Consider the following 20,919-nt stretch of genomic DNA (forward strand, 5'->3'; position numbering starts at 1 on the left):
ATCCCTGCCTTTAACCCTGGACGGGTTCGGCGGCTTCCTCTGCGACCGGTGCTTTAGGCGCTTCCTCTGCGGCCGGTGCGGCCTCAACGGCCGGGGTTTCCGGCTCGGCCTCGGCGGCCTGCGCGGGCGCGAAGGGCCTCAACGGCTCGCGCTTAGGCGGCAGCGCGCCCTCAAAGCGAATCACCAGGTAACGCAGAATGGCATCGGCGTTTTGCAGGTTTCGCTCGAGCTCGCGCGGCAGGGCGGGCGGGGCGGTGACGTACATCAGCACGTAGTAGCCCTCGGTCTTGTAGTCAATGGCGTAGGCCAAGCGACGCTTGCCCCACTCGTCGATGCGATCGACCTGGCCGCCGTTTTGTTCAACCAGCGCCGCGAAACGGGCGACGGTGTCCTGGCGGGCCTGCTCTTCGAGAGCGGTGTCGATCACATACATGACTTCGTATTGGTTCATGTAGGTTTCACCTCCTTATGGACTTGCGGCCTTGACTTCTCATCAAGGCAAGGATGCGCTAACTATGCATTATAGGGCATGTTTGAGAATCGGACAAGTGTCTATTCAAAAATTAACTTTGATCGGTCCGATAGCATTCGACGATCTCGCCGAAGTACAGCCGGTGAAGGTCGCCCTTCGGGTAGGCGCTCAGCCGCACGCTGTCGTCCAGCAGATCGCCGGTCATGTCCTGCACATGCCTCACCACGCATTCGATATGCAACGGACACTCGGCGACGATCTTGATCCCGTCGGTCAGACCGGGCGCGCACGTGAGCCCGTGCCCCTGGAACTTGTCCACCGTCCGGCCCGATTCGGTGCCGGCAAACATCAGTTCCCCTTTGAGGTCGCCGGCGCGCGGCACGCTGACCGAGAACCGGCCGGCCTTGTTGAGCAGTTCAAACGTATGGCGCGAGGGGCGTACCATGACCATCATCATCGGTTTGTTCCAGCTAAAGCCGATCGCGCCCCAGCCGATCGTCATGGTATTGGGCCTATCGCCCGTCACCGTCAGCAACACGCCGCCCTTGCTCATCCGCTCGGTCGCCTGGCCCATGGCCTCCAGATAGTTCAGCTTTAACATGAAGCATCCTCCCCTCATCAACCAAGAGTCTATGCGGTTTCCGTTACCGGAATGCTTTAGCGATGATATCCGCGACGGCGAACTCCTGCGGGAAGTAGCCGGCCAGTTGGGAGGTGCGGATCATCTGGTTGATGGTGTCGATGTTGATGACCGACATCGCCAGCGGCACCACCGCCAGCACCAGCGACACGATAATCACGCCGCGGATCAGCCCGAACGCGCCGCCCAGCAGCCAGTCGAAGTGTTTGAGCAGCGGGAAATGGAACACGTTGTTGAGCAGGTTCACGATCAGCATCACCAGCAGGTAGGCCACGATGAACAGCACCAGGAACGAGATTACGTTGATCGCGGCGCCGAAGATCGTCTGGTTCAGATAGTCGGCGAGGCTGTCCAGCCCCTTGCCCGAGAAGATCTGCTTGTCCACATTGGCCTGGAACGCCTTGATGATGGCGTCGGGCAGCCGGCTGAGCTTGAGGTCGTTCACCGCTTGCGCCAGCAGCCCATTTTGCGCCGCGCCCGACACGGCCTTCTCCGCCAGGCCCACGGTCTTAAACAGGTCGGAGGCGCCCAGGTAATACGCCAACACGTCCATCAGGCTGGAATTGGCCTGGATCGCGTGCGACAGCTCCGGGTAGAACGCCCGCGCGCCGAAGAAGGCCGCGCCGAAGCCCAAGGTGGTCAATGCGGACGTCAGCAAGCCTTTGTACATCCCCGATATCACCGACAAGAGCAGAACCGCGATGATCACCAAGTCCACGATGTTAAAGCCCCACATGTTCAAGTGATGTCCCTCCTTTTGTTTGGGCATATCCGGATTGCGCTACGGGAGCGGAATTAACTGAACCCCGCCGCCCGATGTCACGATGGCCGTCTTGTTGCCGGTGATGCCCAGCACGCCGTCCACGTAGATGGGCAGCGTGTAGATCGCGGGCGTGACCTCGCCCATGCGGATGACCATGACCTCCTGGTTGGTGAACGCGTACACCGCGTCGCCGAAGGCCATCACCCGGATGGCGGGCAGCGGCAGGCGCACCCATTGGTCCTGCTGCCCCCGGATCATGCGCAGATCATTGAAGCCGCTCGCGCCGTCCGACTGGCCGGTGGGCACGAACGCCATCAGCGGGTTGGACGAGCGGTCGTCGATGCTCATCAGATACCAGCCGTACACCAGCATGGCGTTTTCCTTGATTTCCTTGTTGCCATACTGGTAGTCGCGGATGTGGGTGGTGCCCACCGCGCGGATGTTCGACTGGAACACCACCTCGTACAGCACCTGCCGGGTGTCGGTGATCGTGCCCAGCAACATCCGCCCGGGGCGGTAGGTGCTGATTGAGCACACGGGCACCGTGCCTTCGGTGTCCAAACCCATCACCCACAACAGCGTGTCGTTGTTGAAGAACCCGAAGTCGAGCACCGTCGTGTTCTTGAGCTCGATCTTTTCCACCGGCCGACCGCTGACCTCCATGACCAGCATGGTGCTGTTGTGCTCCTCGCCCACCTGTGCCGCGGCGTACATCGTACCCAGGCGCGCATTGATTACCGGGCCGTCCACCTCGCCGCTGAACAGCGTCTCGCCACGGCCTTCGGTCAGCAGCGACAGCATGTTGCCCGACCAGGTGGCTACGCCGCCCGAGCCCACCGAGAAGCCGGCGTTCATGCCGGCGGCGTAGCTCCAGACCGGCCGGCCGCGGTCGTTCAGCGCGTGCAGCGTTGCGCCGTCGTAGTATACCATGCCGTCGCCCAGCGGCTCGACCGACTGACCCGCGTAGGCCGGCGTGGGCCGTGCGGTACCCAGGTGGGACGAGTAGTGATTGACGATGCCCCGCGCGACGAAGTAGGCGCCCACACTGACCAGCGAGACTATGATGATTACCTTCAGCCAGGATGGGCGCGCGTTCCGCTTTTTGTCCACAGATGCCTCCATAATTCATGCGAAACCAAAAACCAGGAAAAGTCGCAAGGACGCTTGCCAGTTTTCAGCATTCCTATTATAATAGAAAGAGCGAATACATGCAATGGCTAAGTTTAGATCACGCGCATCTGCCGGCGGGGCGTTGCGCGGGAGGGCTCCGGCCCTCCCGAACCCACCCGTTGGGGGAGGGCTCGGGGTTGAGTGCGATTTCTATTGGGGGTGTACTTATGTTGATTCGACCGGGGTGCCTGTTTGATGGGCGGCGTGGGGCGTACGGGGTTACCGTGCGCGTGGAGGGCGACTGCGTGCTGGAGATGGGCGACGCGCTGTCGCCGCGCCCCGGCGAGGAGGTGCTCGACGCGCCCGGCGCGCTGCTCTCGCCCGGCTTCATCGACGTGCACATCCACGGCATCGCCGGCTGCGATACGATGCGGGGAGAAGCCGACGTGCGCGCCATGGCGCGCAGTGTGGCCGCCCACGGCGTGACCGGCTTCTTGCCCACGACGATGTCGGCCTCGTTCAAGGATATCCGCGCGGCGCTCAAAGGCGTGGGCGCAGCCATGTCCGGCACAGACGGCGCGCGCGTGCTGGGCTGCCATCTGGAGGGGCCGTACCTGAACCGAGCACGGCAGGGCGCGCAGCCGCCGCAGTTCATCGTAGCCCCCATCCTCGACGAATACCGCCGTTTGACCTCCGGCCTCGAACATGCGGTCAAGCTGCTCACGCTGGCCCCCGAAGTGCCGGGCGCGCTTGAGCTGATGGACGTGCTGCGCGATAAGGTAAGGCTGTCGGCCGGACACACCGATGCCACTTGCGAGCAGATTGGGGAGGCGGCCGCGCACGGTCTGACCCACATCACGCACATGTTCAACGGCATGACTGCGCTGAACCACCGCGCGCCCGGCGTACCCGGCGCGGCGTTGATCGACGATCGCCTGTCGGTCGAGCTGATTGCCGACCTGATGCACCTGCATCGCACGACGCTCGAGTTATGTTATCGCGCCAAGGGAAGGGATCGTTGCATCTTGGTCACCGACGCCATGGAGGCCGCCGATCGCCCGGACGGCGAGTATGCGCTGGGCGCGCACCGCGTGTTCGTGTCGCTCGGCGCTGCGCGGCTGGCCGAGGGAAACCTCGCGGGCAGCACGCTGACGATGGAGCGCGCCGTGCGCAACATGCACCGGGCGGCGGGTGTGCCGCTTACGCATGCGCTGCAAATGGCCACGCTCAATCCGGCCCGCGCGATCGGCGTCCCGGGCGGCGAGATCGTCCCCGGCGCGCCTTCCGACCTCGTGCTGCTGGATGATGATTTGAATGTGCTGTGGACGATGGTCGGTGGCAAGATGGTCTATCAGCTGCGGTAAAAAGGGGCGTGGTCATGTTTCACGTGAAACATGACCACGCCTTCTTTAGAAAATTGTTCCACGTGAAACATCAACATGGAAGGAGGTAGGGGTCGATGCCTACATCGGCCCGTCCCCGGCATCAGTCGTGTGCGCGCTCGCGGTCGCGGTCGCGATCGTGGTCTTCGTCGCGTTCGCGGAAGAGTAGCGAGATGCTCCATAGGCCGGCGATGCCTACAACGGTGTAGATGATCCGGCTGACCACGGCGGCCTGCCCGCCGCAGATGTAGGCCACGAGGTCGAATCCGAAGAGCCCGATCAGCAGCCAATTGATGGCGCCGATGATGACCAAGACCAATGATATGCGATCCAACATCAACTGAATTCACTCCTTTTCGTTTGCGACTAGTATACCCGGTTCCATCGATCTCATACAAATATGTGAGGAGGGGACAAGTATGAAGAAAAACCTGGCAATTCTGTTGGTGGTCGCGTTGGTGGGCGTGACCATTGTGGCCGCGGTGCTGGGCGGCAACATGGGCGCGGCGCGGCGCGACCTGGCCGCCAGCACGCAGGAACTGGGCAGCGCCAACCAATCGCTCGGCGACGCTCAGAAGGAGCTCAAACAGCTCAAGGCGGCCAACGAACAGCTGACGGCGCAGTTGACCGAGGCGCAGGCGCAACTGACCGACGCGCAAGCCCAGCGCGACGAACTCGACAGAAGCGCGCAGGATCAGGCGCTTCAGCTCACGGCCGCGTCGGATCGACTCGCCGTGATGCAGCGCGAGATCGACGAGTATGCGCAGCTGATGGAGGCGGATGCACTGCAAATCAACGAGGCCAATGGCAAGATCGCCTCGCTGAAAAAGCAGCTGTCGGGCTTGCAGAGCGCGCTGCGCAGGACGCAGAGCGAGAAGTCGGCGCTCGACAAAGAAGTCAAGCAGGCCGAGGATACGATCGGCGAGCTCAACGCGGTTTCGAAGCAAATGGATGATCACATCGCCCGCATCGCCGAGCTCGAGGGTCTGCTGACCGAGAGCGAGGAGAATTTGGCGGGCAGGGGTGTGCTGCTCGAGGAAGCGCAGGGCGAACTGGGCGCGAAGCAGGCCGAGCTCGACGCGGCCCTTCATCAAAAGCAGACGCTCGCCGACCAGCTGGCGCAGCGGGAGGACGAGCTCACCCGTACGCAGGACGAGCTGGCGGGCAAGTCGGCGCTGATGGACGAGCAAGAGACGCAGATCGATGAGCTGAACGAGCAGGTGATGCAGCTCGAGCAACTGCGCGCCCGGGCCGACGAAGCCGAAGCGCTCTCAGCCCAGGTGGGCGAGTTGGCCGGGCAGCTCGAGGCGACGAAGCAGCAACTGGCCGATCAGGCGACGCAGGTAGAACAACTGGGAGGGCAGATCACGTCGCTCAACGCTCTGCTGGCTGAGCGCGACGGGCAAATTGGGCAGCTCAATGAGCAAATCGCCAACTTTGACGACGGCTCCGCCCGCATCGCCGAGCTCGAAGGCGAGATTGCGAAGCTCAAGAGTGAATTGGAAGGCAAGGACGACGGCTCCGCCCGCATCGCCGAGCTCGAGGGCGAGATTGCGAAGCTCAAGAGTGAATTGGAAGGCAAGGACGACGGCTCCGCCCGCATTGCCGAGCTCGAGGGCGAGGTTGCGAAGCTCAAGAGTGAATTGGAAGGCAAGGACGACGGCTCCGCCCGGATTGCCGAGCTCGAGGGCGAGGTTGCGAAGCTCAAGAGTGAATTGGAAGGCAAGGACGACGGCTCCGCCCGCATCGCCGAGCTCGAGGGCGAGGTTGCGAAGCTGAAGGAAGAATTGGAAGGCAAGGACGACGGCTCCGCCCGGATTGCCGAGCTCGAGGGCGAGGTTGCGAAGCTCAAGGAAGAATTGGAAGGCAAGGACGACGGCTCCGCCCGGATTGCCGAGCTCGAGGGCGAGGTTGCGAAGCTCAAGAGTGAATTGGAAGGCAAGGACGACGGCTCCGCCCGCATCGCCGAGCTCGAGGGCGAGATTGCGAAGCTCAAGGATCAGCTGGCCGCGGCCGAACAAGGCGCGGGCGATGTCGCCGCGCTCAACGCACAGATAACCGAGCTCAATGCCTTGGTCGAGACGCTGCAAGGCAAATTGACCGCCATGGAGGACGGAGCGGCGCAGATTGAGGCGCTTACAGCCGAGATCGAACGTCTGCAAGGCGAGCTGCAGGCGGCGCAGGAGGCGGGCGGCGACAGCGAAGCGCTCGCAGCCAAGCTTGACGCATTGCGCGCGGCGGCTGCGCAGTTGCGCACAGTCAACGACGAGATCGGTACGCTGATAAAGGAAGAGGGCGCATTGCGCGATGAACTGGCCGGGATGGAGGAGCCCGACGCGGACTTGAGCGCCCGGCTCGACGAGCTGACCGCCTCACTCGAGAAGGCGGAAGCGGCGCGTCAGACGTTGATCGAAGGATTGGAGGGGCTCTTCTAAACAAAACATATGTTTATGCTTTGGGGAAGGGGGTAGACTGCGCACAGCGCACGCAGGGCCCGTTCACGAAATACCGCGAAGCATTGCCCACCGTTCCTCCCTTGGAGAGGAATGGTGGGCATCGGCTCCTGCCGAAGGGAGCAGGCGCAAATAAAAGAGGGGCTGTAGCGTCTCTTTGCGATGCTACAGCCCCCTGTTTCCCTTGCGCCGGCGCATGATCGCGGCGCGCCCTACTCTGTCGGCGCGTCGGGCAGCGGTTGGCCGATCAGCCAGCCGAGCACCGCGGCGGCGGTGTCGGGGTTGGTGGAGAAGCCGACCAGCGCAACGCAGGCGTCCTCGACGCGGTAGCCGGCCTGGGCGAGGGCGGGCAGCAGCGACGCGGGCAGCGCGTATACGCCCGGTTCGCCGTTCGGCGCAAGCGGCGCGCCGTCCGCGTCGACCTCGTCCGACGGGGCGGGCAAGGTGAACGCTTTCAGATCCGAGCCGTTCGGGCGGATCAGCCCGCGCGCGATGTAGCCGTCCAGCGGCTCGAACACGCCCATCGGCTGCAATTGCTCAAATGTAGCGCGCGGCAACACCCATAGATCGCCTTCGCGCGCCTGCAGCTTGACGGTGAAGACCTGCGCGCCGTATACGTCGGTTTCCGGGTCGCCGGCGTAGGGCAGGCCCATGAATTCGACCAGTTCGAGCGTAGCGTCGTGGATCCGGCCCGCTTCAAGCGCGCGCGTAGCCAGCGCGCCCAGCCGATCGGCGTCTACCGAACCGGCCTGCACCAGTTGGAAGTCCACCTTGCGATTGTCGGGCGGGCGATACTCGGTCATGGTGTAGGCCAGGTCGTATCCAAACCAGGACAATAACGCGATCAGTAGGTAGATCCACTTGCCGTAGTGTAAGTGGTTCTTGATCTGCGCCCAGGTCGGCTTGGCTGTAGGCATAAAATCCCTCCAACGTGGCATAAATATGACGGCGGCTTCACGCCGCCGCCATCATTTTCTTATTCCTTCGGTTTCATCGTAGGGAACAGCAGCACGTCGCGGATCGAGCCGGAGTCGGTCAGCAGCATCACCAGCCGGTCGACGCCGAAGCCCAGGCCCCCGGTCGGGGGCAGGCCGTACTCGAGCGCGCACAAGAAGTCCTCGTCCACCGAGGCGTTTGCGCCCTGCGCCCGCTTGGCCGCCACCTGGCGCTCGAAGCGCGCGCGCTGGTCGATCGGATCGTTGAGCTCGGAGAACGCGTTGCCGAACTCGCAGCCCACGATGAAGAACTCGAACCGCTCGGTCAGCGCGGGGTCGGAAAGCTTGCGCTTGGCCAGCGGAGACACCTCGATCGGGTAGTCGTAGATGAAGGTGGGCTGAATCAGGTGCTGCTCCACCGTCTCCTCGAACATCAGGTTCAGGCACTCGCCGCGCGTGAAGTTCTTTTCGGGCTCAAAACCCGCCGCTTGACAGGCCGCGCGCGCCTGCGCGTCGTCCGCCCAGTCATAGTAGTCGACGCCCGAATATTTCTTGACCGCGTCGGCCATGGTCATGCGCTCCCAGGCGCCGCCGATTTTGATCGGCTGACCCTGGTAGGTGATGCTGGTCGTGCCGCACACGTTCAGCATCACCTGCTTGAACAGCGCCTCGATCAATTCCATCATGCCCATGTAGTCGGTATAGGCCTGATACAGCTCGACCGAGGTGAACTCGGGGTTGTGGCGGGTGTCCATGCCCTCGTTGCGGAAGATCCGGCCCACCTCGTACACCCGATCGAGCCCGCCCACGACCAGCCGCTTCAAATGAAGCTCGGTTTCGATGCGCAGGAACATGTCGATGTCCAGCGCGTTGTGGTGGGTGACGAACGGGCGCGCGGCCGCGCCGATCTCGAGCGTGCCGAGCACCGGCGTGTCCACCTCAAGGTAGCCGCGCGCGTCCAGGAACGCGCGGATTTCGCGCAGGATTTGCGAGCGCTTGACAAAGGTATCGCGCACCTCGGGATTGACGATCAGGTCGAGGTAGCGCTGGCGATAGCGGGTGTCGGTGTCCTTGAGCCCGTGGAACTTCTCGGGCAGCGGATGCAGGCACTTGGCCAACAGGGTGACCGACTGGGCGTGCACGCTGACCTCGCCGGTGCGCGTCTTGAACGCGAAGCCGGCCACGCCCAACACGTCGCCGAGGTCGTAGTCCCTGAACTGCTCGTAAGCCTCCTCGCCCAGGTCGTCGCGCTTGAAGTAGACCTGGATGCGGCCCTTGGCATCGAGCAGGTGGGCGAAGCTGGCCTTGCCCATGATCCTGCGCGACATCATGCGCCCGGCGATCGTCACCGGCTGGCCCTCCAGCGCATCAAAACCCTTGAGAATGTCCGCCGACTCATGGGTCTGGTTGAAACTGACCAATTCGTAGGGGTCGCGCCCTAAGTCCCTGAGGCCTTGCAGCTTCTCCATGCGGATACGAGTCTGCTCGGACTCATCCTCCATGGGGATGCCGGTTAAAATTCCGTCTGCCATGCATGCTCTCCCATCCGTGTCCTGACACAACCAATCCTTAAGCTCCCAGCGGATCACATTCCGCCCGGCTGCGTCGCTCGTAGCTTTCCGCAGCGCTGCTATGCCGCAGCGAAGGCTCCTTGCCAAATGAAAAAAATCTCTTGCGAGAATTCAATTCCTGAGTCTTGGCCGCACCGGGACACGCTATTTGGCGCGCGATATCTCGAGCACCTTAAACTTGACCAGGCCGCCGGGCGTCTGCGCCTCGACCACCGCGTTCACCTTGCTGCCCATCAGCGCCTGGCCGATCGGCGATTCGGCGGATACGCGCAATTTAGCGGGCTCGGCCTCGGTCGCGCCCACCAGCGTATAGGTGTCCTCTTCATCGTATTCCATATCGAACACGCGCACCGCGCTGCCCACGCCCACCACGTCGCTGCGAATCTCGGATTCGTCGACGACCTCGGCGTTGCGCAGCATCTCCTCGAGCTGGCGGATCCGCCCCTCGATGCGCGCCTGTTCATTCTTTGCTTCGTCGTACTCGGCGTTCTCACTCAGGTCGCCGAAGGAACGGGCTACCTCGATGTCCTTGGCGACTTCCACGCGCTTGACCGTCTTGAGTTCGTTCAGCTCTTCCTCCAGCTTGCGTTTCCCGTCCGGGGTGAGCACCACGCGGTTAAACGAGCTTGCTTCCGCCACGATACAGACCTCCCTACCTAACAGATAGAAAATAAGCCGGGTGCCGTCACATAAAAGTGACAACACTGCGCCGTTTTACCGCAGTGTCGCCCGGCTCCCAGACCCTTACAGTATAGCACGGAAGCCGCGCTTTGTCAAGCGCCATGCGCATCTGCGGGGCATGTAGTGCATGGGCGCAAAGTTTCACTGGCAAGATTGACATTAAAAAGGGCTTGTGCTATGATATGGCCGGTTAAATATGATTCTTTTCTCGCGCTGACATTCATTTTGCAAGGAGGGATTCCCCACATGAAGAGGCTGCTCACCGCGCTGCTGGCTTTGCTGCTGATTTTTAGCTTCACGCCGGCGCTGGCCATCGAACCTGACACCATCGTGTACCCGATCGAGAAGGATCCTCAGCAGATGGACCCCTCGCTCAACTCCTACTCGCTCTCGTCGCAGGTGCTGCAGCAGTTGTTCCGCGGGCTGTACAAGCTGAACGCCGAGCGCGAATACGTGCCCGCGATGGCCGAGAGCCACACGCTGTCGGGCGACAACAAGACCTACACCTTCAAGCTGAGGGAAGGGCTCAAGTGGTCGGATGGTTCGCCGCTGACGGCGCGCGATTTTGAGTACGCGTGGAAGCGGGTGCTCAATCCCGAGGTGGCCTCCAAGGCGGCCAGCGACATGTGGGTGCTCAAGAACGGCCGCGCCTACGCAAAGGGCGAGGCGAAGATCGAGGACGTGGGCGTGAAGGCGCTGGACGACCTGACGCTCGAGGTGGTGACCGAGAACCTGTGCCCCTGGTTCCTTGCGCTGACCGCGACGACCTCGTTCTTCCCGGTCAAGCAGGACGTGGTGGAGCAGACCGAGCCCTGGACCAAGAACCCCGCGACCTATGTGTGCAACGGCCCGTACAAGCCGGTCGAGTTCTCCTCGATGGAGCACATCAAGATGGTCAAGAACGAAAACTACGCGGACGCCGATCAGGTATCGATCCCGAACCTGACCTACGTGGTGATTCCCGACTGGAACACCGAGCTGACCGCCTACAACAACGGCGACGTGAACGTGTCGGATAACCTGACGCCCGACTCGGTCGCGCAGTATAAGGACAGCAGCGAATTTAACTCGCTGGGCCGCATTGGCATCCAGTATTGCGACTTCAACTGCGAGCTGCCCGAGTTCAGCGACGCGCGCGTGCGCCGCGCGTTCTCGATGGCGATCGACCGTCAGGCGCTGCTGACGGCGCTGCGGCTGACCTACAAACCGGTGTTCGGCTACGTGCCCTACTCGCAGCCTTCGCTGACCGATCCCGCCAAGGGCTACCGCGAGGTGGCGGGCGACATGTTCAAGTACGACGTGGAGGAAGCGAAGCGGCTGATGGCCGAGGCCGGCTACCCGAACGGGGAGGGCTTCCCGACGGTCAAGATTCTGGGCCAGTCGGACAATGAGCAGAAGATGCTGGTGCAGATTCTGGGCGAGATGTGGAAGACCAACCTCGGCATCAACTACGAGCTTCAAAACCTGGAGTCGTCGACCTACTGGGACGAGCTGGATCAGGGCAACTTCTCGGTCGATCGCAACGCGTTCACCTGCGACTATCCGGATCCGGTCGCGAACCTGACGATTTTCACCACCGGCTCGAACGCCTATGAGAACCGCTGGGACGACGCGGAGTACGACGCGATGATCGTGGCGGCCAACCAGATCGTCGATTCGGCCGAGCGCGAAGCGGCGTTGATCGCAGCGGAGCGGTACTTGGTGGAGCAGATGCCCGCGATGCCGGTCTACTCGATGGAGGATACCTTCCTGGTCAAGCCCGGCCTGACCGGCGTAATCAAGAACGTGATCGGGCACATCAACTTCGAGTACGCGAGGTTTGAATAAGGGTTAGGGGAGCCCCGCATGAGCGGAAGGGCGTCCAGAGGCTTTGTCCTCTGGACGCCCTTCACGCTCCACGCGGGGGACTACCTATTGCTCCCCCCGTACCTGTCGTACGCCTTGCGCCGGCGCTTGAGCATGTCCCTGCGCCGCCGGCGTTCCCTTGCCGCGGCGCGCAGCTTTGCGACGATCACCGCGATCAGCAACAACACCAGCACGATCGCGCCGATCAGCACCGCCGGCGAGGTCAGCGTTTCCCTGAGCCCCGGGAACAGCCGCTCCATCGAGAAAGGCTCGGCCTCGCGCGCTACGTCGCGGCTGGCCACCAGCTTTGCTTCCACGTTCTGACCGTTCATCGGCATCGTCAGCGTGCCCAGAATGTCGCCCATGCGGATCGGCGCCGTGAGCTCGTCCGTGTAGGACACCTTAAGCCCCTCTGAAAACGCCTTGAGCGACTCCGCCTCGCGCTCCGGCAGGCATTTGAGCTTGTATCCGTCCAGTGCCGTGCCCGGCACCACGGAAAGCTTCAGCACCCCCGCGTCCGGGTCGTTCAGCGCCGCGTCCTTCACGCTCGCGTATACCGGCGCGCGCTCGAGCAGTTGCTCAAACGTCAGCGTCTCATACCGCGTAATCGCGTAGTCCATGAGCCGCGCGGTGTCCGTCCACTTATTGTCCGGTTCCTTGCCGCCGCCGCACTTGAGCACCACCGAGATCAGCTCCACCCCATCCTTGACTGCCGCGCCCACAAAGCACTGGCCCGCCTTGGAATGGTAGCCGGTCTTGATGCCGACCAGATCGGGGTAGTAGAACTTGCTGCTGGCCACGAACATCGGGTTCTTCGTGGCAAACGTCACCTTCTCGCGCAGCGCGGTCGGCGCCATCGTATACGACTTGGCCGCCACGATGTCGCGGAAGTCGCGGCTCAGCATCGCCTCGCGCGCGAGCAGCGCCAGGTCGTAGGCGGTCGACACATGCGCCTCGTCGTGGTAGCCGTGGGCATTGACGAAGTGGGTATCCTTCATGCCCAGCTGCCGCGCGCGCTCGTTCATCATGTCCACAAACGCCGGCACCGAGCCCGCCACGTGGACCGCCACCGCGACCGCGGCGTCGTTGCCCGACCGGATCATCATGCCGCTCAGCAGATCGCCCATGGTCATCTGCTCGCCCGGTTTGACGCCGGTGTTCGAGGAATCGCCCGGCACCTGCGCGGATTCGGGCGGGATGGTCACGATTTCCTCCATCGTGCCGTGCTCGAGCGCCAGCAGGCAGGTCATGATCTTGGTGGTGCTGGCGGGGTAGGTCTTGCGCCGGGCGTTTTTGTCGTAGAGCACGTCGCCCGTGCGGGCGTCCATCACCAGCGCGGCCCGGGCGGTCAGGTCGTCGTCGTTCAGGCTTTGGGGGCGCTTGGGGTCGTATGTGTCCACGCGCGCGGGCTTGGCCGCCGCTTGGGCCGCGGCGCGCGGCGCGAGGGGACTTAAAAAAACCAGCGCCAGCGCCATGATAAGCGCGCTCGCGCGGCGGCGCATCTTCAGGGGCATCGCGTTCATCCTTCCGGATCGTCATATCTTTCGGAGAGAAACCTACAATACTATATCACCTTTGACGGCGTTTGTATAGTTTCAGTTCTATGTAAAATCCTGAGACCGCTTGTCTCGATGTTGAAATTTTCTGTAAATCCGTATATAATAGTATTTGGAAAAATGTAATGCAATTCTCAATGGTAGGAGGTACGCCCATGGCCAAGCGCATATTGATCGTTGATGACGAGCCCATGATCGTCAAAGGGCTGAAATATAGCTTGGAGCAGGACGGTTATGAAACCGAATCGGCGTACGACGGCGAGGACGCCGTGAACACCTTCTTTGCCGGCAAGTTCGACCTGGTGCTGCTCGACGTGATGCTGCCCGGCATGGGCGGCATCGAGGTATGCCAGCGCATCCGCGAAAAGAGCGACGTGCCGATCATCATGCTGACCGCCAAGGGCGAGGATATGGACAAAATTCTGGGCCTCGAGTACGGCGCGGACGACTACATGACCAAGCCCTTCAACATCCTGGAGGTCAAGGCCCGCATCAAGACCATCTTCCGCCGCACCGCCATGATGATGCGCGATTCCGACGCGAAGCTGCTCAAGGTGCGCGACATGGTCATCAACCTGAACAACCGCTCGGTCACCATCGGCGAGAAGGAGGTCAACCTGACCGCCAAGGAGTTCGACCTGCTGCAGCTGTTCGTATCCAACCGCGGCAAGGTATTCTCCCGCGAATCGCTGCTCGAAACCATTTGGAAATACGATTACCTGGGCGATTTGCGCACCGTGGACGTGCACATCCGCAGGCTTCGCGAAAAGGTAGAAAAGAACCCCGCCCAGCCCGAATTCATCTTCACCAAATGGGGAGTGGGATACTATTTTACCGACAAGGATTAAAACCATCCTCTACTCCATACGCTGGAGAATTGTGCTCGCCTACCTGCTGATTATCTGCGTTGCGTTTTTCACTGTGTCCGCATCGCTGATCCGCATGGTGGGCGAACATCTGTTTACCCAGAAGGTGCGCGAGGAGCAGCGGCTGACCGACGATTTGGCGGTCGGCATGGCCGCGCCGCTCGCTGCGCGCGACGCCGTGGCGCTGCACAGGCAGGCGGCCGCCTCGGGTCAGCCGGGCGACCGGGTGCTGGTGCTCGACCTGTACGGCGTGGTGCAGGCCGACGCCCGCTCGCAGCTCAACGGCCGGCGGCTGATGTTACAGGAGGTGAGCGATGTGCTGTCGGGCCGCGGCAGCACCTACGGCTTCTACAATGCGCGCACCTCGAGCGCCGACGTGTGGTCGTCGCTGACCGGCGCGCGGGACGGCAGCGCGCTCACCGGCATATACGCCGCGCCCATCCTGAACGACGCGCAGCTCTCGGGCGTGCTGGTGTACATGACCGACGCGCGCGAGGTCTACGAGAGCCTCACGCTGATGCAGCGACAGATGGGCGTGTGGCTGGTGCTGGTGGCGGCGGTGGTGCTGCTTTTGTCGGTTTTGATCTCCCGCATCTTTACGCGCCCGATCGAGGAACTGACCCAGGGCATCCAGCGCATGTCGGGCGGCGACTTCTCCGTGCGGGTCAACGTGCCCGGCAAGAACGAGTTCGCGCAGCTGGCGGGCACGTTCAACATGATGTGCGAGCGGCTCTCAAGCCTCGACCAGACGCGCAATCAGTTCGTATCCAACGCCTCCCACGAGCTCAAGACGCCGCTGTCGGCCATGAAGATCCTGATCGAGACGCTGCTCTACCAGGAGGGCTACGACGCGGGTATGCAAAAGGAGTTCCTGACCGACATCAACGGCGAGATCGACCGGCTGAACGCGATCGTGAACGACCTTCTAACCCTTGTGCACATCGACAGCGGGCGCATGCAGCTCAAGCCCGAACTTATAAAGCTCGACGAGCTGGTCGCCGAGACTGCGCGCCGACTGCGCCCGCTGGCCGATGCGCGCGACATCCAGCTCGATATGGCGGTCAAGGACAAGATCGATACGATGGCCGACGCGCAGAAGCTGTCCCAAGTGTTCTACAACCTGCTCGACAACGCGATCAAGTACACCCCCGAGGGCGGGCGCGTGCGCATCGAGCTTGCGCGCGCCGCGCGCAAGGCGGTGGTCAAAGTATCCGACACCGGCATCGGCATCCCCAAGGCCGACCAACTGCACGTGTTCGACCGCTTCTACCGCGTGGACAAGGCGCGCGCGCGCACCACCGGTGGAACCGGACTGGGCCTGTCGATCGTCAAACAGATCGTCATGCTGCACGAGGGAACGATCACCGTGAGCAGCGAGGAAGAGGTGGGCAGCGTGTTCACCGTGGAATTGCCGATTATCAATTTGGGATGATGCAATGGGAGGACAGGTTTTGAAACGTTGGTTTGCGCTTCTTCTGTGCCTTGTGATGGCGCTGCCGCTCGGCGGCTGCACGTCGGTGTCGCTCGTGCCTGTTCAGCAGACGGGCGACGTGGCGCTGCCGCTGCCCAAGGAGAAGATACCCGCCGCGCCGACCGGCGACAGCCGCTCCGAGAGCTCGGCGCGCGTGAGCCTGTACTTCATCAGCGCCGACCAGAAGCAACTGACCCCGCTGTCGCGCACCATGCTCGTCAAGGGCGAGGACACGCTGACCGAGCGCACGCTCAAGCGGTTGCTCGACGCCGAGGACAGCGGGCCGGCCGGGTTGATGCCCGTCGCGCCCGCGGGCACGCGCGTCGAGTGGATCGAGCAGTCGCAGGGCGTGGTGACGCTGAGCCTGACGATGGACGCGCTGAAGCTGGACGCGCCGGCGATGTGCTGGATGGAGGCCGCGATCGCGGACACGCTGACCGCGCTTAACGGCATCCGCTACGTGAACGTGCTGATCGACGGCAAGGCGGAGAGCGCCACGATGATCCCTGCGGGCACGCTGAGCCGCACCGACCTGAACCTGACCGCATTGTGGACACAGCGGCAGGACGACGACGAGCGCCTGGACGCCGACCCGGCGCTGGCCGCGATCGGGCGCGACGCGACGCTGTACTTCGCCGGTTGGTCGGGCGACCGCATGCTGCCCGAAGTGCGCCCTATCACGCTGAACACCCACGAATTCGCCGAGGTGCTGATCGAGGAGCTGCGCAAGGGCCCGCGCGGCACCGCGCAGGCGCACGCCGTGTTGCCTCAAGACGCCCGGCTCAAGTACGCGCCCGACATCGATATGCTGGACGACGGGCGGCGCGTGCTCAAGCTGGCGTTTGAGGGGGACCTGTTTGCGCTGCTTAAGCGCGACGGCCTGTCGGCGTGGCAGCTGTTCGGCGCGCTGTCGCTGACGCTGTGCCGGTTTATCCCGGAGCTGGACGGGCTGCGCATCTGGGTGGGCGACGACACGAGCCTGGTCACCAAGCTGACCGACGGCGTGCGTCGGTACAGCTTCCCGGACGGGGTGGTCTCGCCCGATATGTTCGAGGTGGGGCGCGTGGCGCGGCTCTACTTCGCAGGCGCGGACGGCGCGCTGACCGCGGTCGACCGGCTCGTGGACCAGTACAGTGCGGTATCGCCGCGCGCGCTGCTCGAGCAACTGATCGACGGGCCGCTGGTGTTCGACGGCGGCGCGAAGCCGGTCATGCCCGACGGGGTGGCGGACGCCGACCTGCTGGGCATCCGGATCGAGGAGCGCACCGCGCTGGTCAACCTATCCAGCAACTTCTACCGGCTGTGCCAGGGCCTGACGCCCGACGAGGAGCGCAATCTGATCTACGCCATGGTCAACACGCTGTGCGAGCTGGATTTCGTCAACCGCGTGCGGTTCTACGTGGCCGGCGCGACCGTCGACACGCTGACCCGCGACATCTTCCTGCGGGGTGCGCTGCTGCCCAATCCGGGGCTGGTGGGAAGGACCGATCATTGAAGCGCAGGCGATGGACGCGGGTTCTGTGGATATTGGTGGCGGCGCAACTTATGCTGATCTTCACGATGTCGGCGCAGGAGGCACCTGCGTCGCGCGCGATGAGCCTTACGGTGTCGCGGGCGGTGGCGCGCGCGGTCACACCCGGCTTTGACGGCATGACGCATGCCGCGCAGGCGGGCGCGGTGGAGAAGATGCACCACGCGGTGCGTAAGGGTGCGCATCTGCTCGAATACGCGATGCTGGGCGCGCTCTTGACGCTGGCGCTGCGCGGCGCGGGCCGGCGGCGCGCGGCGCTGACGGCGGTGCTGCTGAGCGCGGGGTGGGCGGCGTTCGATGAGATGCGCCAACTGACCGTGCCCGGGCGCGCCGGGCTGATGAGCGATGTGTGGATCGACATAGCCGGAGCGGCGCTGGGCGCGCTGGCCGCGCGCTTGCTGCTGGCGGTTCGGCGCGCGCTCCGGGCCCGGCGGTGAGGCCCGGCGGTGAGCGTTCTACGGGTTTTGCCCCACCATCCTGTTCAACTGCTCGGTCATGAACAGCATCAGCGCCGCGAAGACGAAGAGATACATGGGGTACAGCCCGATGCCGATGCTGCCCGCGATCAGGCCGAACAGCGGCGGCATGAAGGTCGAGCCGGTATAGGCGCTGGCCATCTGGACGCCGACGATGGCCTGGGCGTTCTCCTTGCCGAAGTTGGCGGGCGTTAAGTGGATGATGGCCGGATACACGGGCGCGCAGCCCAGCCCGATGACGATCAGACCGTTCAGGCACAGCCAGTCGGCCTTTACGGGCAGCCAAACGGCCAGGATCCCCGCGAGCACCACGCCTATCCCGATCCGGATCATGTTCCGGTCGCCGATCCTGTCGGAGATGAAGCCGCACAGGAAGCGCCCGATCATGATGCCGATAAAGAAGAACGAGGCGTACTTCGCCGCGACTTCCGGGGATACGCCCCGCTGCAGGACGAGAAAGCTGCTCGCCCACAGCCCGGTCGTCGTCTCCAGGGCGCAATAGCACAGAAATGCCGGCAGGATGAACTTGACCCCCTTGATCCGCATGATTTGCGAAAGCGTCAGCGAAGGGGCCTTTTTTTGTTCTTCCGACGCGGCCTTCCGGCCCTTCCATAAAGACAGGCCGGCGAACAGGCAGGCGGTCAGCGCCATCTGCATGATCGACACCGTCCGGTATCCGCCGGTCCAGCCCATGCCGCTCGCGAGGCTGTGCCCCATGATCAGCGGGCTGACCGCCGCGCCCACGCCCCAGAAAGCGTGCAGCCAGTTCATATGCCGCGAGGCGTAGTGCAGCGCGACGTAGTTGTTCAGCGCGGCGTCAACCGCCCCGGCCCCGAGCCCGTAGGGGATCGCCCAAACGCACAGCATCCAGAACGACCCCGATAGGGAAAAGCCGAACAGCGCCACCGCGGTCATCAAGACGCTCACGGCCGTGACAGAGCCGACGCCAAACCGCTTCGTCAGCCGGTCGGACGACAGGCTCGAGACGATCGTGCCGCCCGCGATAATCATCGAAACGATGCCGGCAAACGACAGCGGGACGCCCATCTGCGCCCGGATCAGGGGCCACGCCGAACCGAGCAGCGAGTCCGGCAGTCCCAGCCCGATGAACGCCACATAGATCAGGGTAAGCAGGAGCGCGTACATAGGATCACCTCATGTTGTCTAATTCTTGACGATAAGCGCAATTACATCTATAATAGTGTAAAATGAGACGCGATTCTATAAGGATTGTGGCTCGTTTTATCACAATCGTGTCAGAGGGCGATGGGCATGCTGCGCACCATTGAAGTGGACAAGAACTTGCGGGATCGGTTCAAGTACCCGGACAGCGGGTTTCCGTTCGCCGTGTGGACCGATCCATTCCGCGTCTTTTTGGATCATACGGTAAATTGCCATTGGCATCACGACCTCGAGTACGGCTACGTGCTGTCGGGCAGCGTCGACTACTACATCGACGACACCCACATCAAGCTGCGCGCGGGCGACGCTCTGTTCGTCAATTCCAACATGCTGCACATGGGCAGGCAGGCGAACGGCTGTGAAGATGCGGTGATGTCCACGGTCACATTTCCCGCGTCTCTGCTGAGCCCGAACATCAACGGCACCGTGTATGCGAAGTACATTCAGCCCGTGATCGGCGCGCGCATCGCGGGGTTCAGGATCGCTTCCGATGATCCCCGCGGGCGCGCAATCGGGCGGCTGCTTCAGGATATTTTCGCCTTGGAGCCGGGCAGCTTCGGCTATGAGCTTGAATGCCTGAGCCATGCCGCTCGGCTGTGGAAGGCGACGCTTGCGTACATCGAGGAAGGCGAGGGTGAGCTATGCCTGCGCGCGGAGCCGTCGCGGCACGCGGAGCGCATGAAGGAGATCCTGTCCTACATCCACGCGCATTACCACGAGCGGATCACGGTGGAGGACATCGCGCGGTACGTGAACATCAGCCGCAGCGAGTGCTTCCGCTGTTTCAAGCGTTTCATGAATAAGCGGCCGGTCGAGTACATCAACGAATATCGCCTGTCGGCGGCGGCCGAGCTGCTCCGGGAAACCGAGCGGAACATGACCGACATCTACACGGCATGCGGTTTTGAAAGCGCGAGCTACTTTGGGAAGGTGTTCAAGGCGGCGTATGCCGTGACCCCGCTTAAGTATCGCAAGTTGAGATGATGGGAGAGAGGACGATGACACAGATCCCGGTGGAATGGCGGGACGGGGCGCTGGACGCGGCGGCGCGGCGCGCGTTTGAGGCGTGCGAGGAGGTCGAGGGCCGGCGCTTTGAGGACGGCGCTCTCGAGGGAATCGCGCTCAAGCGGCTGGAGTTTTCGCGCTGTGAATTCGTGCGCTGCCGGTTTTCGGAGATGGCGATCAAGTGGCTGTCGTTTGCCGATTGCACATTTGAGCGCTGCGATTTTTCGGGCGCGTCGCTGCGCAAGGCGTCGCTTATGCGCTGCCGCTTGGTCAGCTCGCGCGGGGTGGGCGCGGACCTAAGCGAGGCGACGCTTGCGCACGTCACGCTGAGCGATTGTGCGCTGTCCTACCTGAATCTGGCGCTCGCGAAGCTTACCCAAGTGCGCCTTGAGCGGTGCGACCTGCGCTTCTGCGCGTTCTATCAAAACCGGGTCAAGGGGCTTGAACTCGATCGCTGCGCGCTCAGCGGCGCCGAGATCGGCGGCATGCCGCTGAGCGGAATCGACCTGCGCTCCTGCGAGATCGACGGCATCAAACTGACGGGCGGCGAGCTCAAGGGCGCGATCGTGACGCCGCTGCAAGCCTGCGACCTCGCGCGCCTGCTCGGCGTGGAGATCAAAAATGAAGGCGGATAGCTGACAAAGCCGATGACCGACGGGGTGGTGAGCCTGATGGCAGGGCTCGAAAAGCAGGTACGGAGGTTTGGAGTTACGCCCTGCGGGGGCTACCACCCCGCCTGCGGGCACCCCTCCTGGGAGGGGAATGGGAAAGACCGCCCGCATAGCACGTTTGCCCGACGGCAGGCGACCGAAGATTACCCCGACGGCGGGCGCGAAGCGCCTCGCCGTTCGTTCCCTCATTCCTTCGTTCCCTCATTCCTTCGTTTCTTTGTCCCTTCGCTCCCTCGTTCTTCGTTCCTTCGCCTTTTCGTTCCCCCGTTCCCCTCCCCGGGGGAATGGGGGGCCGAAGCCCCCGTCACC

The 20,919-nt window shown here is 63.1% G+C and carries 19 protein-coding genes; 9 read left to right on the plus strand and 10 right to left on the minus strand.

Annotated features, from left to right (window positions below; genetic code table 11):
• Nucleotides 1-10: 10 nt before the first annotated feature.
• From rpsF to ACH6CV_RS11910, 4 genes are all read right to left on the minus strand, one after another.
• Entirely contained in the window at nucleotides 11-451 is a 441-nt protein-coding gene (rpsF, locus tag ACH6CV_RS11895; RefSeq protein ID WP_456358422.1) for a 30S ribosomal protein S6, read from the minus strand.
• A 112-nt stretch (nucleotides 452-563) separates the two neighbouring features.
• Complete coding sequence (locus tag ACH6CV_RS11900) at nucleotides 564-1,073, minus strand: flavin reductase family protein (protein WP_456358423.1); 510 nt, start codon at nucleotides 1,071-1,073, stop codon at nucleotides 564-566.
• 43 nt (nucleotides 1,074-1,116) lie between these two features.
• On the minus strand, nucleotides 1,117-1,848 hold the full coding sequence (locus tag ACH6CV_RS11905) for a CvpA family protein (protein ID WP_456358441.1): 732 nt from the start codon (nucleotides 1,846-1,848) through the stop codon (nucleotides 1,117-1,119).
• 45 nt (nucleotides 1,849-1,893) lie between these two features.
• Complete coding sequence (locus tag ACH6CV_RS11910; RefSeq protein ID WP_456358424.1) at nucleotides 1,894-2,985, minus strand: hypothetical protein; 1,092 nt, start codon at nucleotides 2,983-2,985, stop codon at nucleotides 1,894-1,896.
• A 227-nt stretch (nucleotides 2,986-3,212) separates the two neighbouring features.
• Between ACH6CV_RS11910 and nagA the strand changes: the two genes are divergently transcribed.
• On the plus strand, nucleotides 3,213-4,349 hold the full coding sequence (nagA, locus tag ACH6CV_RS11915; RefSeq protein WP_456358425.1) for an N-acetylglucosamine-6-phosphate deacetylase: 1,137 nt from the start codon (nucleotides 3,213-3,215) through the stop codon (nucleotides 4,347-4,349).
• A 121-nt stretch (nucleotides 4,350-4,470) separates the two neighbouring features.
• Here the strand turns inward: nagA and ACH6CV_RS11920 are convergent, their stop codons facing one another.
• Nucleotides 4,471-4,704 carry a DUF378 domain-containing protein gene (locus ACH6CV_RS11920; protein WP_456358426.1) on the minus strand — a complete coding sequence of 78 codons (234 nt, stop codon included), beginning with the start codon at nucleotides 4,702-4,704 and terminating at the stop codon, nucleotides 4,471-4,473.
• A gap of 82 nt (nucleotides 4,705-4,786) precedes the next feature.
• Here ACH6CV_RS11920 and ACH6CV_RS11925 point away from each other — a divergent pair, with 82 nt between their 5' ends.
• On the plus strand, nucleotides 4,787-6,802 hold the full coding sequence (locus ACH6CV_RS11925; RefSeq protein ID WP_456358427.1) for a hypothetical protein: 2,016 nt from the start codon (nucleotides 4,787-4,789) through the stop codon (nucleotides 6,800-6,802).
• Nucleotides 6,803-7,032: 230 nt separating this feature from the next.
• Here the strand turns inward: ACH6CV_RS11925 and ACH6CV_RS11930 are convergent, their stop codons facing one another.
• The 3 genes from ACH6CV_RS11930 to greA all read right to left on the minus strand — a co-directional run bounded on the left by ACH6CV_RS11930 (nucleotide 7,033) and on the right by greA (nucleotide 9,965).
• Nucleotides 7,033-7,737 (minus strand): hypothetical protein, encoded by a 705-nt coding sequence (locus ACH6CV_RS11930; RefSeq protein WP_456358428.1) that lies wholly within the window; start codon nucleotides 7,735-7,737, stop codon nucleotides 7,033-7,035.
• A 59-nt stretch (nucleotides 7,738-7,796) separates the two neighbouring features.
• A complete protein-coding gene (gene lysS, locus ACH6CV_RS11935) occupies nucleotides 7,797-9,287 on the minus strand; it encodes a lysine--tRNA ligase (protein ID WP_456358429.1) in 1,491 nt (496 codons plus the stop codon).
• 183 nt (nucleotides 9,288-9,470) lie between these two features.
• On the minus strand, nucleotides 9,471-9,965 hold the full coding sequence (greA, locus tag ACH6CV_RS11940; RefSeq protein WP_456358430.1) for a transcription elongation factor GreA: 495 nt from the start codon (nucleotides 9,963-9,965) through the stop codon (nucleotides 9,471-9,473).
• 288 nt (nucleotides 9,966-10,253) lie between these two features.
• Between greA and ACH6CV_RS11945 the strand changes: the two genes are divergently transcribed.
• The gene (locus ACH6CV_RS11945) at nucleotides 10,254-11,834 is read left to right on the plus strand and encodes a peptide ABC transporter substrate-binding protein (RefSeq protein ID WP_456358431.1); all 1,581 of its coding nucleotides are present in this window, start codon (nucleotides 10,254-10,256) and stop codon (nucleotides 11,832-11,834) included.
• Nucleotides 11,835-11,914: 80 nt separating this feature from the next.
• Here ACH6CV_RS11945 and ACH6CV_RS11950 read toward each other — a convergent pair whose 3' ends face one another.
• Nucleotides 11,915-13,366 (minus strand): D-alanyl-D-alanine carboxypeptidase family protein, encoded by a 1,452-nt coding sequence (locus ACH6CV_RS11950; RefSeq protein ID WP_456358432.1) that lies wholly within the window; start codon nucleotides 13,364-13,366, stop codon nucleotides 11,915-11,917.
• A gap of 197 nt (nucleotides 13,367-13,563) precedes the next feature.
• On the opposite strand from ACH6CV_RS11950, the gene ACH6CV_RS11955 reads away from it, so the two are divergent.
• Genes ACH6CV_RS11955 through ACH6CV_RS11970 form a run of 4 tightly spaced genes read left to right on the plus strand, consistent with a single transcriptional unit; the run spans nucleotide 13,564 to nucleotide 17,713 of the window.
• Nucleotides 13,564-14,256, plus strand: coding sequence for a response regulator (locus ACH6CV_RS11955; protein ID WP_456358433.1), 693 nt, complete (start codon nucleotides 13,564-13,566; stop codon nucleotides 14,254-14,256).
• 31 nt (nucleotides 14,257-14,287) lie between these two features.
• Nucleotides 14,288-15,706, plus strand: coding sequence for a sensor histidine kinase (locus ACH6CV_RS11960; protein WP_456358434.1), 1,419 nt, complete (start codon nucleotides 14,288-14,290; stop codon nucleotides 15,704-15,706).
• A 19-nt stretch (nucleotides 15,707-15,725) separates the two neighbouring features.
• A complete protein-coding gene (locus tag ACH6CV_RS11965; RefSeq protein ID WP_456358435.1) occupies nucleotides 15,726-17,240 on the plus strand; it encodes a GerMN domain-containing protein in 1,515 nt (504 codons plus the stop codon).
• Nucleotides 17,237-17,713, plus strand: coding sequence for a VanZ family protein (locus ACH6CV_RS11970; protein WP_456358436.1), 477 nt, complete (start codon nucleotides 17,237-17,239; stop codon nucleotides 17,711-17,713). Before ACH6CV_RS11965 ends, ACH6CV_RS11970 begins: the two co-directional genes overlap by 4 nt.
• Before the next feature lie 18 nt (nucleotides 17,714-17,731).
• On the opposite strand, the gene ACH6CV_RS11975 is transcribed toward ACH6CV_RS11970, so the two are convergent.
• A complete protein-coding gene (locus ACH6CV_RS11975; RefSeq protein ID WP_456358437.1) occupies nucleotides 17,732-18,898 on the minus strand; it encodes an MFS transporter in 1,167 nt (388 codons plus the stop codon).
• Between the two features lie 126 nt (nucleotides 18,899-19,024).
• Here ACH6CV_RS11975 and ACH6CV_RS11980 point away from each other — a divergent pair, with 126 nt between their 5' ends.
• Together ACH6CV_RS11980 and ACH6CV_RS11985 are read left to right on the plus strand one after the other, a co-directional pair.
• Nucleotides 19,025-19,918: an AraC family transcriptional regulator gene (locus tag ACH6CV_RS11980; RefSeq protein WP_456358438.1), complete on the plus strand. Its 894-nt coding sequence runs from the start codon at nucleotides 19,025-19,027 to the stop codon at nucleotides 19,916-19,918.
• A 14-nt stretch (nucleotides 19,919-19,932) separates the two neighbouring features.
• The gene (locus ACH6CV_RS11985; protein WP_456358439.1) at nucleotides 19,933-20,574 is read left to right on the plus strand and encodes a pentapeptide repeat-containing protein; all 642 of its coding nucleotides are present in this window, start codon (nucleotides 19,933-19,935) and stop codon (nucleotides 20,572-20,574) included.
• Nucleotides 20,575-20,919 lie beyond the last annotated feature (345 nt).

It is taken from the genome of Anaerozeibacter quisquiliarum (assembly GCF_051162045.1).
In the GTDB taxonomy this organism is placed as follows: domain Bacteria; phylum Bacillota; class Clostridia; order Christensenellales; family Aristaeellaceae; genus Anaerozeibacter; species Anaerozeibacter quisquiliarum.